The 14,372-nt window shown below is 75.7% G+C and carries 16 protein-coding genes; 7 read left to right on the plus strand and 9 right to left on the minus strand.

Annotated features, from left to right (window positions below; all coding sequences use genetic code 11):
• Window position 1 precedes the first annotated feature (1 nt).
• Window positions 2-2,827, plus strand: coding sequence for an ATP-binding cassette domain-containing protein (locus tag ACIA79_RS15940; RefSeq protein ID WP_399428841.1), 2,826 nt, complete (start codon window positions 2-4; stop codon window positions 2,825-2,827).
• A complete protein-coding gene (locus ACIA79_RS15945; RefSeq protein ID WP_399428842.1) occupies window positions 2,824-3,480 on the plus strand; it encodes an ABC transporter ATP-binding protein in 657 nt (218 codons plus the stop codon). Before ACIA79_RS15940 ends, ACIA79_RS15945 begins: the two co-directional genes overlap by 4 nt.
• A gap of 18 nt (window positions 3,481-3,498) precedes the next feature.
• Here the strand turns inward: ACIA79_RS15945 and ACIA79_RS15950 are convergent, their stop codons facing one another.
• A complete protein-coding gene (locus ACIA79_RS15950) occupies window positions 3,499-4,050 on the minus strand; it encodes a transglycosylase family protein (RefSeq protein WP_399428843.1) in 552 nt (183 codons plus the stop codon).
• Window positions 4,051-4,236: 186 nt separating this feature from the next.
• Here ACIA79_RS15950 and ACIA79_RS15955 point away from each other — a divergent pair, with 186 nt between their 5' ends.
• Window positions 4,237-5,040, plus strand: coding sequence for a hypothetical protein (locus ACIA79_RS15955; protein ID WP_399428844.1), 804 nt, complete (start codon window positions 4,237-4,239; stop codon window positions 5,038-5,040).
• Between the two features lie 44 nt (window positions 5,041-5,084).
• Window positions 5,085-5,408 carry a hypothetical protein gene (locus ACIA79_RS15960; RefSeq protein ID WP_399428845.1) on the plus strand — a complete coding sequence of 108 codons (324 nt, stop codon included), beginning with the start codon at window positions 5,085-5,087 and terminating at the stop codon, window positions 5,406-5,408.
• Between the two features lie 214 nt (window positions 5,409-5,622).
• Here the strand turns inward: ACIA79_RS15960 and der are convergent, their stop codons facing one another.
• From der to aroH, 5 genes are all read right to left on the minus strand, one after another.
• Window positions 5,623-7,071, minus strand: coding sequence for a ribosome biogenesis GTPase Der (gene der, locus ACIA79_RS15965; RefSeq protein ID WP_399428846.1), 1,449 nt, complete (start codon window positions 7,069-7,071; stop codon window positions 5,623-5,625).
• A gap of 57 nt (window positions 7,072-7,128) precedes the next feature.
• A complete protein-coding gene (locus ACIA79_RS15970; RefSeq protein ID WP_399428847.1) occupies window positions 7,129-7,815 on the minus strand; it encodes a lysophospholipid acyltransferase family protein in 687 nt (228 codons plus the stop codon).
• The gene (cmk, locus tag ACIA79_RS15975; protein ID WP_399428892.1) at window positions 7,773-8,435 is read right to left on the minus strand and encodes a (d)CMP kinase; all 663 of its coding nucleotides are present in this window, start codon (window positions 8,433-8,435) and stop codon (window positions 7,773-7,775) included. Before cmk ends, ACIA79_RS15970 begins: the two co-directional genes overlap by 43 nt.
• Window positions 8,436-8,608: 173 nt before the next feature.
• Window positions 8,609-9,694, minus strand: coding sequence for a prephenate dehydrogenase (locus ACIA79_RS15980; protein WP_399428848.1), 1,086 nt, complete (start codon window positions 9,692-9,694; stop codon window positions 8,609-8,611).
• Window positions 9,691-10,053 (minus strand): chorismate mutase, encoded by a 363-nt coding sequence (gene aroH, locus ACIA79_RS15985; RefSeq protein ID WP_399428849.1) that lies wholly within the window; start codon window positions 10,051-10,053, stop codon window positions 9,691-9,693. The genes ACIA79_RS15980 and aroH overlap by 4 nt, the downstream gene beginning before the upstream one ends.
• Window positions 10,054-10,127: 74 nt before the next feature.
• Between aroH and ACIA79_RS15990 the strand changes: the two genes are divergently transcribed.
• The 3 genes from ACIA79_RS15990 (at window position 10,128) to ACIA79_RS16000 (ending at window position 11,683) form a co-directional block, all read left to right on the plus strand.
• On the plus strand, window positions 10,128-10,454 hold the full coding sequence (locus ACIA79_RS15990; protein WP_399428850.1) for a DUF952 domain-containing protein: 327 nt from the start codon (window positions 10,128-10,130) through the stop codon (window positions 10,452-10,454).
• A gap of 62 nt (window positions 10,455-10,516) precedes the next feature.
• Window positions 10,517-10,972: a Rieske (2Fe-2S) protein gene (locus ACIA79_RS15995; protein WP_399428851.1), complete on the plus strand. Its 456-nt coding sequence runs from the start codon at window positions 10,517-10,519 to the stop codon at window positions 10,970-10,972.
• Between the two features lie 9 nt (window positions 10,973-10,981).
• Window positions 10,982-11,683 (plus strand): DNA polymerase beta superfamily protein, encoded by a 702-nt coding sequence (locus tag ACIA79_RS16000; RefSeq protein ID WP_399428852.1) that lies wholly within the window; start codon window positions 10,982-10,984, stop codon window positions 11,681-11,683.
• 55 nt (window positions 11,684-11,738) lie between these two features.
• Here the strand turns inward: ACIA79_RS16000 and ACIA79_RS16005 are convergent, their stop codons facing one another.
• The 3 genes from ACIA79_RS16005 to ACIA79_RS16015 all read right to left on the minus strand — a co-directional run bounded on the left by ACIA79_RS16005 (window position 11,739) and on the right by ACIA79_RS16015 (window position 14,347).
• The gene (locus ACIA79_RS16005; protein WP_399428893.1) at window positions 11,739-12,500 is read right to left on the minus strand and encodes a DNA polymerase beta superfamily protein; all 762 of its coding nucleotides are present in this window, start codon (window positions 12,498-12,500) and stop codon (window positions 11,739-11,741) included.
• A 66-nt stretch (window positions 12,501-12,566) separates the two neighbouring features.
• Window positions 12,567-13,589: an ADP-ribosylglycohydrolase family protein gene (locus ACIA79_RS16010; RefSeq protein WP_399428853.1), complete on the minus strand. Its 1,023-nt coding sequence runs from the start codon at window positions 13,587-13,589 to the stop codon at window positions 12,567-12,569.
• Window positions 13,586-14,347, minus strand: a complete 762-nt coding sequence (locus tag ACIA79_RS16015) for an NUDIX hydrolase (protein ID WP_399428854.1) — start codon at window positions 14,345-14,347, stop codon at window positions 13,586-13,588. Before ACIA79_RS16015 ends, ACIA79_RS16010 begins: the two co-directional genes overlap by 4 nt.
• Window positions 14,348-14,372 lie beyond the last annotated feature (25 nt).

The following is a 14,372-nucleotide window of genomic DNA, read 5'->3' on the forward strand; positions in this document are numbered from 1 at the left end:
CGTGTCCTCGCTGACGTACGAGCTCGTGCTGTCCGGTCTCGCCGTGGGCAGCGCGGCGGCCCTGACCGGCATCGGCCTGATCGTCACCTACCGGGCCACGGGGGTGCTCAACCTGGCGCACGGCGCCGTCGCGATGGTCTGCGCGTACGTGCTGCGCCAGCTGGTGGTCGAGTGGGGCTGGCCGCTGCCGCTCGCCGCCTGCGTGACGGTGCTGCTGTTCGCTCCCGGTATCGGGCTGGCCCTGGACCGGGTGGTGTTCCGACCGGCGGCGGTGCTCGGGTCGGACCCCGCGACGACGCTGGTGGCCTCCATCGGTGTGTTCGTGCTCCTCGTCGGGGCCGCGGCCCTGCTGTGGGGCGGCGGGGCGCGGGACGACGCACCGGTGCTGCTGGGGGACGACCCGTGGCTGCACCTGTCGGCGGCCGTGCTGCTGGCGGTCGCGGTGGGGGCCGCCACCCGCTGGACGCGGCCGGGGCGGGAGCTGCGCGCGGTGGTGGACAACCGCGCGCTGGCCGCGCTGGGCGGCATCGACGCCGACCGGATGGCGGCGGTGGGCTGGGCGTTCGGGTCGTTCACGGCGGGGCTGACGGGTGTGCTGCTCGCCCCGTACGTACGGCTCGACCCGTACGGGCTGCCGCTGCTGGTCGTCGAGGTCGTCGCGGTGGCGGTGGCGGCCCGCATGCGGAGCCTGCCGGTGGCGGTGCTGACCGCGCTGGCGATCGGGGTGGGCCAGGCCCAGCTGACCCGCTTCCACCCGGCCGGATGGGCGGGGCCGCTGCTCCAGGCCGTCGCCACGAACCTGTTCGTCGTCGCCCTGCTCGTCGCCGCGCTGGTGCTGCCGGGCGTGGGGGCGCGCGACGCGCTGCCGCGCGCGTCGACGGCGGGGGCCCGGGTTCCGCCGGGGGTGTGGGTGGTCGCCGGGGTGCTGTTCCTGCTGCCGCTGGTGTTCGCGGGCCCGGACCTGCACACCGCGATCCAGGTCCCCGCGCTGTCGGTGATCCTGCTGTCCCTGGTGGTGGTCACCGGCCGCGGCGGCCAGATCTCCCTCGGGCAGGCGGCCTACGCGGGCCTGGGAGCGCTGTTCACCGCGCTGCTGGCGGCGGGGCGCTTCCCGGGCCTGCCCCGGGTGCCGGAGCTCGGCGCGCTGCCGGTGGCCGCCCTCCTCGTCGCCCCGCTGGGCCTGCTGACGGGCTGGCCCGCCGTCCGCCGTCACGGGCTCGCACTGGCGCTGGCGACCCTGGCGGTCGGCGTGGCCGTGAGCCGCTTCGTCCTCACGCAGCCGTACGCGACGGCGGGCCTGTCGCTGTCGCGGCCGGCCGCCCTCGCGTCGGACCGGGCCTTCTACACCGCGGAGCTGGCGGTCCTCTCGGCCGCGCTCCTGCTGGTGGCGGCGCTGCGCCGGGGCCGGGCGGGCCGGGCGCTGGCCGCTCTGCGCGACCACGAGGCGGGCGCGTCGGCGTCGGGCGTCCCGGTGCCCGCGCTCAAGGTCCTGGCCTGCGTGGCGGGCGCCGCGCTGGCGGCGCTGGGCGGGGGGCTGCTGGGCATGGGCCTGCGCGCCTTCGACCCGGCGGCCTTCGACCCGGTGCGCGGCCTGCTGTGGTTCGCTGCGGTCCTGGTGCTGGGCGCGGACAGCCTGCTCTCGCCGCTGCTGGCGGCGGTCCTCCTGGTCGGCCTGGACGCGGGGGCGCGGGGCGGCGCCGCGGCGGCCCTGATCGGTCTGCTGGCCGCCCTGGCGTCCCGCGTCCCGCCGCTGACGTCCCTGCTGCCGTCCGCCCCGCCCCGCCGGCCCGCGAAACGCCCCGCACCGGCCGAAGCCGTCGCGTTCCAGCGACCCCCCTCCGAGCCACTCCCACCGCACCGCACACCACCACCCCCACCCGGCCCGCACCCCGGCACCGCGCAGGGCGAGCGGCCACTCACGGAGCCACCTCCACCCGGCTCGCACCCCGAGGTCGCCGAGGGCGAGCGGCTCCGGATGGAGCCGCCACCCACCGGAGAACCCGCGCCCGGCCGGCCCGCCCCGGCCGGGGCACCGCGGCGACCCGGGGCACGGGCGCACGCCTCCCGGCCGCCGGGCGCCCGGGGGACGGAGCCGCCCACCCGGCAGGGCGTGCAGCGCCCCCAGGGCCCGCCCGCACCCGCGCGGGAACCGCGGGGGGCCGCGGCCGAGCCGCCCCGGGGGCTGCGCGCCCACGGCCTCACCCTCCGCCACCCCGGCGGCTCAACCGCCCTCGACGGCGTCGACCTGCACGTCCCGCCGGGCCGCCTCACGGCCCTCGTGGGGCCGAACGGCGCCGGCAAGAGCACGCTCTTCGACTGCCTGGCCGGCACCGCGCGCCCCACGTCCGGCCGCGTCACCCTCGACGGCGCCGACATCACCCGGCGTCCCGCGCACGCCCGCACCCGCCTGGGCATCGCCCGGACGTTCCAGGAGCTCGCCGTGTTCCCTTCCCTCACCGTCGAGGAGAACGTGCGCACCGGCGCCGAACAGGGCCGTGCCCGCCGCGCCCGCGACCCGCACCACGTCGAGCGCACGCTGCGGCTCCTCGGGCTGACCCCGGTGCGCCGGCTCCCCGCCGCGGGCCTGTCCACGGGCACCCTGCGGCGCGTGGAGGTGGCCCGCGCCCTCGCGGGGCAGCCGCACACACTGCTGCTCGACGAGCCCTCCGCCGGGCTGGACGCCGACGAGACGGACGCGCTCGCCCGCGTGCTGAGGGCCCTCGCGGCGGACGGCACCGCCGTACTGCTCGTGGAGCACGACCCGGATCTCGTCGCGGGCATCGCGGACACCGTGCACGTCATGGAGGCGGGGCGGATCGTGTCATGACCATCGAGATGGCACTGCGCTCCGCCCGGGTGCGCTACGGCCCCCTGGAGGCGCTGCACGGCGTCGACCTGCCCGTCCCGGCCGCCACGGTGACCGTCCTGCTGGGCCGCAACGGATCCGGCCGCACGACCGTGCTGCGCGCCCTCGCGGGGACGGTGCCGCTGGCCGCCGGGCGCGTGCTGTGGCGGGGCGCCGACGTCACACGCCTGCGCGCCCACGAGCGGGCCCGCCGCGGCCTGTGCTTCGTACCGGACCGGCGCGCCGTCCACCCCACCCTCACGGTGGCGGAGAACCTCGGCCTCGCGGCCCGGGGCGGCGACGCGGCGCCCGCCCTCGACGCGTACCCGGAGCTGCGCCCGCTGCTCGCGCGCCGCGCCGGCACGCTCTCCGGAGGCGAGCAACGGATGCTGGCCCTCTCCCGCGCGCTCCTGGCGCCCGCCCGTGTGGTGCTCGTCGACGAACCGGCCCTCGGCCTCTCCCCCGCCGCCGCGGCCCGCACGTACGAGCGCCTGGGCGCACTCGGCGCCGCGGTCGTCCTCGCCGAGCAGCGCCTCCCGGCCGGTCTGCCGCCCGGCGCGCTCGTGCACGAACTGCGGCGCGGCACCGTCGGCTTCAGCGGCGAGGCGGCGGAGGAGCGGTTGCGTCCGGCGTGACCGCGGCGCCGGGAGGGCTCACACGGGGAGCGAGAGCATCATCCCGGGGCTGATCCGGTTCGGGTCCGCCCCGATGAGGGCCTCGTTGGCCTTGTGCAGCGCCTTCCAGCCGCCCATGACCCCGAACCGGTCGGCGATGGCCGACAGCGTGTCCCCGGGCTGCACCACATGGGCGCGGCCGGACAGCCCGTACCGCTGGGAGCAGGTGGGCCAGGCGCCCCAGCCCTGCCACCGCAGCACCTCCTCGGCGACCAGGATCTGCTGCTCACGGGTGGCCAGGTCGGCGCGCGGGGCGTAGGACAGCCCGCCGTACGCCTCCCACGTGGACTGCCGGAACTGCAGCCCGCCGTAGAAGCCGTTGCCGGTGTTCAGGTGCCAGCGGCCGCTGCTCTCGCAGTGGGCGACGCAGCCCCACGGCCACTGGTCGCCGGCGCAGTCGGCGAGGGTGTGCGCCGGGCCCGGCCCGGGGGCGGGGGGCGGCGGATGATGACCGGCCACGGCCACGCCGGCGCCCTGCAGGAGCAGCACCGACGACACCAGGACCGACGGCCAGAAACGGTTCTTCAGCACCCGCACACGCTAGGCACCGGCCCGCCCCCGGCCGGGCCGCCGCGCGGGGCGGGGTGCGAACCCCCACCCGGTCGGACGCGTGGCGGCCGGCGCGTGACCCCTGCCGCCCGTCACCCGTTGAGCTCTTCATAAGAAGTGCCGGGAACCGCCCGGCAACGACACGCACACGAGTCCGAGGAGTCACCCGTGCCGCGCATGCTCGACGTCAGCGAGGACGTACGCGCCGAGATCGGCGACGAAGAAGCCGACCGGCTGCTCGCCGGCGAGAACGCACCGGGCAGTTACGACTGCACCTCCTGCCGCACCCCGGGCGACTCCGAGCAGGAACGCACCAGCACCGTGCTGTTCGTCGGCGAGGAGACCGCTGTCCTGGCCTTCGCCCACGCCACCTGCATCCCCTCCCAGGTGGTCAGGGTCGCCGAGGAGCAGCTCCAGGGCGCGGTCCGGTCCATCACCGGCCAGGAGCAGCCGCCCGCCCCCGGCGGCCCGGCCGCGACGCCGGTCGCCGCCACCGGGGAGCAGGCGGTCCTCGGCGTCACCAGCGGTCTCGTACTGATCGGCAACGAACTGCACCCCGCGCTGGTCGTCGAACCGACGGCCCCCATCGCCCGCCCCGGCTCCACCGGCCAGGGCGACGAGTTCCTGCCGCTGCTGATGGAGCAGGGCTTCCTGCCGGTCAACGACGTCAACCGCAAGCCGAGCCCGCTGCCCGGCTGGTCCGTGCTGCTCGCCATGGGCCAGCTGCACGCCATCCTCCAGCCCGGCACCGGCGGCGGCTCCCCCGTCGCCTGGTGGCAGGCGCACCAGCCGCTGCAGGTGACGGAGGGCTGGCGGGCCGCGGCGAACAAGTCGCACACCGTGCTGGTCTTCGCCGCCCCGGTCGGCTCCATCGGCCAGCAGCCGCGCGAGGACCTGCTGCGCGACGCGCTGGAGAAGGCGTCGGCCGACGGGCGTCTGGTGGCCGCCGCGCTGCCGCTGGCGGGCACGTGAGGCCGAGGCCGCATCCGACGGGCGGCGAGGTCGTTGGCACCTACGTGCACGCATACGAGACCTCCCGCCAGCCGTACCACCAGATCCCCGCGATGCGCCCGGCGCAGGACGGCCTGTCAGGCGTCTCGGCCACGCCGATCTACGACGCGCTGTACTCCGAGTACCTGCGGTCGTTCCGGACGCTGCCGGGCGACCGCAGCGGCGAGGAGGACCTGGGGTTCAAGTCCTTCGCCGTGGCCGGGGGCCACCGGCCGGGCGGCGCGTACCCGGCCCAGCACCCGGTCGCGGCACCGGTCCACACGGGGTCGTGGCAGCGGCAGCACCACCACGTCCCGGCGGCCCTGCCACCGGCCCGCAGAGGCCTGTGAGAACCGGGCACGGAGTCGGGCACGGGGCGCCGTACCGGGAACGGGGGGGGGGGGGGGGGGGGGGGGGGGGGGGGGGGGGGGGGGGGGGGGCGGGGGCGCGCGCGCGGCGGGCGCGCGGCCGCGCGGGGGGGGCCCCCCCCGCCGCGCGCCGCCGCCCCCCCCCCCCCCCCCCCCCCCCCCCCCCCCCCCCCCCCCCCGCTGCCGTGCTGCGGAACTACTTCTTCCGGCCGCGCTTCTCGCGCACCCGGACGGAGATGTGGATCGGGGTGCCCTCGAAGCCGAACTCCTCGCGCAGGCGCCGCTCCACGAACCGCCGGTAGCCGTGCTCCAGGAAGCCGGAGGCGAAGAGCACGAACCGGGGCGGCTTGGTGCCCGCCTGTGTGCCGAAGAGGATGCGGGGCTGCTTGCCGCCGCGGATCGGGTGCGGGTGGGCGGCGACCAGCTCGCCGAGGAAGGCGTTCAGCCGGCCGGTGGGGACGCGGGTCTCCCAGCCCTCCAGCGCGGTCTCGATGGCCGGGACGAGCCGGTCCATGTGGCGGCCGGTGCGGGCGGAGACGTTGACGCGCGGCGCCCAGGCGACCTGCTGCATCTCGGTCTCGATCTCGCGCTCCAGGTAGTACCGGCGCTCCTCGTCGAGCTCGTCCCACTTGTTGTACGCGATGACCAGCGCGCGGCCGGCCTCGACCGCCATGGTGATGATCCGCTGGTCCTGGACGGAGATCGACTCGGTGGTGTCGATGAGGACGACGGCCACCTCGGCCTTCTCCACGGCGGCGGCGGTGCGCAGGGAGGCGTAGTAGTCCGCGCCCTCCTGGAGGTGGACCTTCTTGCGGATGCCCGCGGTGTCCACGAACTTCCAGGTGATGCCGCCGAGCTCGATCAGCTCGTCGACCGGGTCACGGGTGGTGCCGGCCATCTCGTTGACGACGACCCGCTCCTCGCCCGCGAGCTTGTTGAGCAGGGAGGACTTGCCGACGTTCGGGCGGCCGATCAGCGCGATGCGGCGCGGGCCGCCGAGGGCGGCGCCGAAGGTCTGCTCGGGGGCCTCGGGGAGGGCCTTGAGGACCTCGTCCAGCAGGTCGCCGGTGCCGCGGCCGTGCAGCGCGGAGACCGGGAACGGCTCGCCCAGGCCCAGCGACCACAGCATGGCGGCGTCGGCCTCGCCGGAGAGGCCGTCGACCTTGTTGGCGGCGAGGACGACGGGCTTGCCGGACCGGCGCAGCAGCTTGACGACGGCCTCGTCGGTGTCGGTGGCGCCGACGGTGGAGTCCACCACGAAGACGACGGCGTCGGCGGCGTCGATCGCGTACTCCGCCTGGGCGGCGACGGAGGCGTCGATGCCGAGGACGTCCTGCTCCCAGCCGCCGGTGTCGACGACCTTGAAGCGGCGGCCGGCCCACTCGGCCTCGTAGGTGACGCGGTCGCGGGTGACGCCGGGCTTGTCCTCGACGACGGCCTCGCGGCGGCCGATGATGCGGTTCACCAGGGTCGACTTGCCGACGTTCGGCCGGCCGACGACGGCGAGCACGGGGAGCGGGCCGTGCCCGGCCTCCTCGATCGCGCCTTCGACGTCCTCGATGTCGAAGCCCTCTTCGGCGGCGAGCTCCATGAACTCCGCGTACTCGGTGTCGCCGAGTGCCCCGTGGTCGTGCTGGTCGTTCATGAAGTCCGTTCCTCGTTCATCATCGGCGGATCGAGTGATCCGCTACTCAAGTCTCGCTCAGCGCCCGGTGAGGCGCCTGGCGTTTTCCAGGTGGGCGGTGAGCCGCTCCTGGATCCGTACGGTGGCGTCGTCCAGCGCCCGGCGGGTGCGGGGGCCGGAACCGCCCTCCTGCGCCTCGAAGGCGTCGCCGAAGACGACGTCCACGCCGCTGCGCAGCGGGGGCAGCGCCCTTATCAACCGTCCGCGGCGTTCGGTGCTTCCCAGCACGGCGACCGGCACGATGGGCGCGCCGCTGCGCACGGCGAAGTACGCGAGGCCGCTGCGCAGCGAGGCGAAGTCGCCCTGGCCGCGGGTGCCCTCGGGGAAGATGCCGAGCACACCGCCGGAGGCCAGCACGTCCAGGGCGCCGGTGATGGCGGTGCGGTCGGGCGCCGTGCGGTCGACCTTCAGCTGCCCGATCTTCTCCAGGAAGGGGCCGAGGGGGCCGATGAAGGCCTCCTTCTTGATCAGGAAGTGCACGGGCCGGGGCGCGGTGCCCATGAGCATGGGGCCGTCGAGGTTGTGCGCGTGGTTGACGGCGAGGATCACCGGCCCCGAGGACGGGACGCGCCAGGCGCCCAGGACGCGCGGCTTCCACAGCCCGTACATCAGGCCGATGCCGATCCCCCGTCCGATCGCGGCGCCCTTCTCCGAGGGAGGGGTCACGGGGCGGCTCGCTTCTCCTCGACCAGGGTGACGACGCACTCGATGACCTGCTGGAGGGTGAGGTCCGTGGTGTCGACCTCGACGGCGTCGTCCGCCTTGGCGAGCGGCGAGGTCTTGCGGCTGGAGTCCGCCGCGTCGCGCTTGATCAGGGCCTCGCGGGTGGCGTGGACGTCGGCGCCCTGGAGCTCGCCGGAGCGGCGGGCGGCACGGGCCTCGGGGGAGGCGGTCAGGAAGATCTTGAGGTCCGCGTCCGGGAGGACGGTCGTACCGATGTCCCGGCCCTCGACGACGATGCCGTGCTCCGCGCCGGCGGCGATGGACCGCTGCAGGTCGGTGATCAGGGCGCGCACCTCGGGCACCGCGCTGACGGCGCTGACCTTGGAGGTGACCTCCTGGGTGCGGATGGGGCCGGAGGCGTCCACGCCGTCGACGGTGATCGTCGGGTGCGACGGGTCGGTCCCGGAGACGATGACGGGCTTGCCGGCGGCCGACGCGACGGCGTCGGCGTCCTCGACGTCCACGCCGTTGCTGATCATCCACCAGGTGATCGCCCGGTACTGCGCGCCGGTGTCCAGGTAGCTGAGCCCCAGCTTGGCGGCGACCGCCTTGGAGGTGCTCGACTTGCCCGTGCCGGAGGGCCCGTCGATGGCGACGATCACGGATTCCACGGTGTCGGACACCTTCCTGGTACGTGGGAGAGGGGCCGGCCGGATGGCAAGGGGCCCTGCACAAGGTTACCGACTGCTGCCCCCGCCCCTTGCACCCGTTCGGACTACGCCCCGGGATCGCGGGGGCGCGGCCCGGAGCCCCCCGGCGCGCGGGGGGCTCCGGCTCACGGGCGCAGGGCCCAGCCCCGCTCGCGCAGGGCCGCCGCGAGGGCCGTCGCCGCCGCGGGCTCCACGAGGAGCTGGATCAGACCGGCCTGCTGGCCGGTGGCGTGCTCGATGCGGACGTCCTCGATGTTCACGCCCGCCCGGCCCGCGTCGGCGAAGATCCGCGCCAGCTCGCCGGGCTGGTCGCTGAGCAGGACCGCCACCGTCTCGTAGGCCACCGGGCCGCCGCCGTGCTTGCCGGGCACCCGGGCGCGGCCCGCGTTGCCGCGGCGCAGCACGCCCTCGACGCCGGTCGCGCCGTCGCGCCGCTTGTCGTCGTCGGAGGACTGCAGCGACCGCAGCGCCTGGACCGTCTCCTCCAGGTCGGCGGCGACGCCGGCCAGGACGTCGGCGACCGGCCCGGGGTTGGCCGCGAGGATCTCGACCCACATGCGCGGGTCGGACGCCGCGATCCGCGTCACGTCCCGGATGCCCTGACCGCAGAGCCGTACGGCCGTCTCGTCGGCGTCCGCGAGCCGCGCGGCGACCATGGAGGAGACCAGCTGGGGCGTGTGCGAGACGAGGGCGACCGCCCGGTCGTGGGCGTCGGCGTCCATGACGACCGGCACCGCCCGGCACAGCGCGACCAGCTCCAGCGCCAGGTTCAGCACCTCGGTGTCGGTGTCCCGGGTGGGCGTCAGCACCCAGGGGCGCCCTTCGAAGAGGTCGGCCGTCGCGGCCATCGGCCCCGACTGCTCCTTGCCGGACATCGGGTGCGTGCCGATGTAGCCGGCGAGGTCCAGACCCAGCGCCTCCAGCTCCCGCTTGGGCCCGCCCTTGACGCTGGCGACGTCCAGGTAGCCGCGGGCCAGTCCGCGGCGCATCGCGTCGGCCAGGGTGGCCGCGACGTGCGCCGGCGGTACGGCGACGATCGCGAGGTCGACGGGGCCCGCGGGGGCCTCGTCCGTACCGGCGCCGCGGGCCGCGGCGGTGCGTGCCCGGGCCGGGTCGTGGTCCACGAGGTGGACGGTGACGCCGCGCCCGGTCAGCGCGAGGGCGGCCGAGGTGCCGATCAGTCCGGTTCCGATGACGAGAGCGGTTCTCACTGGGCGATGTCCTTGCGCAGGGCGGCCGCGGCACCGAGGTAGACGTGCGCGACGGCGGATTTGGGCAGATCGGTCTCGACGTGCGCGAGGACGCGGACGACGCGCGGCATGGCGCCCTCGATGTCCAGCTCCTGCGCGCAGATCAGCGGCACGTCGACGATGCCGAGGGCGCGGGCCGCCACGGCGGGGAAGTCGCTGTGCAGGTCGGAGGTGGCGGTGAACCAGACGCTGATCAGGTCGTCGGGCGTCAGGCCGTTGCGGTCCAGCACGGCGGTGAGCAGCTCGCCGACCCGGTCCCGCATGTGCCCGGCGTCGTCCCGCTCCAGCTGGACGGCCCCTCGGACCGCTCGTACCGCCACGTCCCGCTCCTTCGTCGGCCTGGTGTGCTGCTGCTGTGCAGCCTAGTCAGCCGCGGTCCGCTAGAAATGTCCGCATGCTGTTTCACCTCGTTCCCCTCTCCCGGTGGTCCGCCGCGCCGGAGGCCCCGTACGCGCCGGCGTCGCTCGCGGCGGAGGGCTTCGTGCACTGCTCGCCCGACGAGGCGACGGCGCTCGCCGTCGCCGACGCCCACTACCGGGACGTCTCCGAGCCGCTGCTGGTGCTGCGCATCGACGAGGAGCGGCTGGGCGGCGTCGAGGTCCGCTGGGAAGGGCCGTACCCGCACCTGTACGGGCCGGTCGACCGTGCCGCCGTCGTCGGGGTGCTCCAGGTGCGCCGGGACGCGGACGGCCGCGCCGTGGGCCTGTTTCCGCGGGTGTGAGCACGGGCGGCGCCCCCGCGCGGCTGCTTCACCCGGAGGGGGCCGGACGCCAGGATGCCGGCATGAACGCAGCCCCCACCCCCCGCCGTACCGTCCTGGCGGCCGCCGCCGCTGCCGCCGCCACCGCCTCGCTGCTCACCGGCTGCGGCGACGGCGGCGGCGATGACGCCGCCAGCCCCGCCCCCACGACCCCGGAGCAGTCGCCCGCCTCCTCGCCGGCGCGTACCGCCGGGCAGCGGCTGGCCTCGACGGCGGACATCCCGTCCGGGGGCGGCACCGTCTTCAAGGAGCAGCAGGTCGTCGTCACGCAGCCGCAGGCAGGCGAGTTCCAGGCCTTCTCGGCGGTCTGCACCCACCAGCGGTGCGTCGTGGCGGCGGTGGAGGACGGCACCATCCACTGCGCCTGCCACGGCAGCCGGTTCCGCATCACCGACGGCTCGGTCGTCCGGGGGCCCGCGACCCGGCCGCTCCCCGCCGAGGACATCACCGTCTCGGGGGACACGATCTCCCTGGCATGATCGGGGGCCATGACTCCCCTGACCCCCGAAGAACTGGTGCGCGACCACACCGTCTACTCCTGCGTCATGGGGTCGCGTGCCTTCGGGCTGGCCACGGACGACAGCGACACCGACCGCCGCGGTGTGTTCCTCGCACCCACTCCGCTCCAGTGGCGCTTCGACAAACCGCCCACGCACATAGAGGGCCCGGCTGAGGAGCAGTTCAGCTGGGAGCTGGAGCGCTTCTGCGAGCTCGCCCTGCGGGCGAACCCGACCGTCCTGGAGTGCCTGCACTCCCCGCTCGTCGAGCACGCCGACGACACCGGCCGCGAGCTGCTCGCCCTGCGGGGCGCGTTCCTCTCCCGGCAGGCCCACGGGACCTTCGTCCGGTACGCGACCGCCCAGCGCAAGAAGCTGGACGCGGACGTCCGACGGCACGGAGCGCCGCGCTGGAAGCACGTCATGCACCTCGTCCGGCTGCTGGTGAGCTGCCGCGACCTGCTGCGTACCGGCGAGCTGGTCGTCGATGTCGGCGGCGAGCGCGAGCGGCTGCTGGCGGTCAGGCGCGGCGAGGTGCCGTGGCCGCGCGTGGAGGCGTGGATGGACCGCCTCGCCACGGAGGCGGACGCGGCGGACGCGGTCTCCCCGCTCCCCGCCGAGCCGGACCGCCGGGCCGTCGAGGACTTCCTCTTCCGCACGCGCCGCGCCTCGGCGGCCCGCGCCGTCGCCTGACCCCGCGCCGTCGCCCGACCCCGCTCCGAAACCGGGCCCCGGGCTGGGCGTGCGGTCAGCGCGCCGTCCCGCCGGCCACCCGGACGCGTACGACGAAGTCGTGCAGGGCGTCGTAGGCGACGGGCGCGTCCGGCAGCGACGAGTCCGCCTGCGCCTCGTCGAGGGCCGCGTGGAGCGCCTCGACGTCGGCGCGTGCCCGCTCGGTGCCGACGGCTTCCCCGGCCGGGCCGTGTTCCGCCGCCGCCTTGGCCTCGATCAGCTCGGGCAGGTAGGCGGGTGCGGCCACCTCTCCGAGCAGCGTGGGCAGGTGCGCCCGCACCTCGCCGGCGCGCATGAGGTGGATCCCGGTGAGCAGCGCCCGGAAGGTGTACAGCAGCGGCTTCAGCTCGCCGCTGCGCTCGTACAGCCGCCACTGCGTGCCCGCGAACCCCCGGTAGTGGTGGGCGTGGTGGGTGGTCAGGACGCCCGGCGCGAGGGAGACCAGCTCCGCGTGCGCGTCCGTGGTGTGCACCACCAGCGGCGACAGGAGCTGCTCCAGCACGTAGCCGTTGCGCCGCAGCATCAGCCGTACGAACTTGCGGACGTCGTGGGTGACGAGGTCCATCTCGACGCCGTCCCGGTCCCCCATGCTCGACCGGGTCTCCTCCGGTTCGCGCAGCCCGATCAGGTCCGGGAGCGGCAGGACGTGGACGCCCCGCAGGTCCACGTCCGAGTCGCGGGAGGGGAAGCCGTACAGGTGGGCGCCGGAGACGGTCGCGAACAGCACCGGGTCGGTCTGCTCGGCGACGACGGCCCGGAGGTCGGTCGGGGCGGGCAGTCCCGGCACGTCGGGGAGGCCGGGCACGCGCGGCGCGGCGGTGGGGTCCACGAGATCGGTCACCGGTCAAGCATCCCAGAGCGCCCCCAGCGTCAGCAGCTCACTTCGGTACTCGACCCGCTCCGCCCACTCCTTGGGCCATGCCCCGGCGCCCAGGTGCGCGCCCGCGAAGGCGCCGGCCAGGCAGGCGATCGAGTCGGAGTCGCCGCTCGTGCAGGCGGCCCGGCGCAGGGCGGTGACCGGATCCGCGGGGAAGAGCAGGAAGCACAGCAGCCCGGTGGCGAGCGCCTCTTCGGCGATCCAGCCCGCGCCCGTGGCCAGGCAAGGGTCGCTCTCCGGCTCGGCGGTGCGCAGCGCGGACCGCAGGGTGGTGAGCGCGCCGATGCACTCGTCCCAGCCGCGCTCGATGAAGTGCTGCGGCGTGGGGTCCTGGGAGTAGGTCCACAGGTCGCCGAGCCACTTGGCGTGGTAGCGGGAGCGGTTCTCCCGCGCGTACGCGAGCAGGTGCTCGACCAGGCCGGCCGGGTCCCCGCCCCGCGCCAGCTCGTACACCGCCCGGGCGGTCAGGTCTGAGGCGGCCAGCGCGGTGGGGTGGCCGTGGGTGAGCGCGGCCTGGAGCTGCGCGGCGCCCGCGCGCTGCTCGGCGTCCAGCCGCGGGACGAGGCCGAGAGGGGCGACCCGCATGTTGGCGCCGCACCCCTTGGAGCCGATCTGGCTGGCCTCCTGCCAGGGCCGGTCGCCGTCGAGCTTCCGGCAGGCGACCAGGCAGGTGCGGCCGGGCGCGCGGTTGTTCTCCGGCGAGTGGTACCAGTCGACGAACTCGTCGCGCACCGGCCGGATGAGCCGCTGGGGCGCGAGCGGCCCGCGGTCCATGGCGGTGCGGATGCCGCGCGCCAGGGCCAGGGTCATCTGGGTGTCGTCCGTGACGACGGCGGGCCTGGGCAGCTCCATCTCCCGCCAGGGCCCGCACTTCGCGAGGATGGACGGTACGTCGCTGAACTCGGTGGGGAAGCCCAGCGCGTCGCCGAGCGCGAGCCCGATGAGCGATCCGGTCGCCGCCTGCCTGGTGGTGGTCCTTGCCGTGATCATCCCTGTCGTCCTTCCGGTCGCAGCAGCGGCGGGTGCAGGCTCGTGGCCGGGCCCGCCCGGTAGAGGGCGGCCGGTTTCCCCCGTCCGCCGGTGAGGCGCGGCGGCCCCTCCACGGCCTCGACGAAGCCGGGCGTGGCGAGAACCTTGCGCCGGAAGTTGGGGCGGTCGAGCTCGACGCCCCACACCGTCTCGTACACCTGGCGCAGCTCGCCGAGGGTGAATTCGGGCGGGCAGAAGGCGGTGGCGAGGCAGCTGTACTCCAGCTTGGCGCCGACGCGTTCGTGCGCGTCGGCGAGGATCGTGTCGTGGTCGAAGGCGAGGGGCCCGTACGAGCCGTACGGCAGCCACTGCGCGTGCTCCGCGTCGCCGCCGCCGCGCGGTTCGGGCGGGTCCGGTACGAGCGCGGTGTACGCGACCGAGACGACCCGCATCCGCGGGTCGCGGTCGGGGTCGCTGTAGGTGCGCAGCTGTTCCAGGTGCAGGCCGGCGACGCCCGCGCCGGACAGCCCGGTCTCCTCGGCCAGTTCGCGCCGCGCGGCCTGCCCGGCGGACTCGCGGGGCAGCACGAAGCCGCCGGGCAGCGCCCAGTGGCCCTGGTAGGGCTCCTGCCCCCGCCGTACGAGCAGCACGTGCAGCCGTTCCTCGCGGATGGTGAAGACGGCGAGGTCGACGGTGACGGCGAACGGCTCGAAGGCGTAGGGGTCGTATCCCTCGGGACGCGGTTCGGGCCGGGCGCCGGGGCCGGGCCGGGTGCTCATGCCCCCCTCACCCCCACCACGCGGC

The organism is Streptomyces sp. NPDC051310, from assembly GCF_044455245.1.
Taxonomy (GTDB): Bacteria; Actinomycetota; Actinomycetes; order Streptomycetales; family Streptomycetaceae; genus Streptomyces.

What these genes read in the sequence shown, in the direction of transcription:
- ACIA79_RS15945 (WP_399428842.1), top strand. Translation starts at nt 2,824, where the DNA reads ATGACCATCGAGATGGCACTGCGCTCCGCCCGGGTGCGCTACGGCCCC.
- der (WP_399428846.1), bottom strand. Translation starts at nt 7,071, where the DNA reads ATGAACGACCAGCACGACCACGGGGCACTCGGCGACACCGAGTACGCG.
- ACIA79_RS15990 (WP_399428850.1), top strand. Translation starts at nt 10,128, where the DNA reads ATGCTGTTTCACCTCGTTCCCCTCTCCCGGTGGTCCGCCGCGCCGGAG.
- ACIA79_RS15995 (WP_399428851.1), top strand. Translation starts at nt 10,517, where the DNA reads ATGAACGCAGCCCCCACCCCCCGCCGTACCGTCCTGGCGGCCGCCGCC.
- ACIA79_RS16000 (WP_399428852.1), top strand. Translation starts at nt 10,982, where the DNA reads ATGACTCCCCTGACCCCCGAAGAACTGGTGCGCGACCACACCGTCTAC.
- ACIA79_RS16010 (WP_399428853.1), bottom strand. Translation starts at nt 13,589, where the DNA reads ATGATCACGGCAAGGACCACCACCAGGCAGGCGGCGACCGGATCGCTC.
- ACIA79_RS16015 (WP_399428854.1), bottom strand. Translation starts at nt 14,347, where the DNA reads ATGAGCACCCGGCCCGGCCCCGGCGCCCGGCCCGAACCGCGTCCCGAG.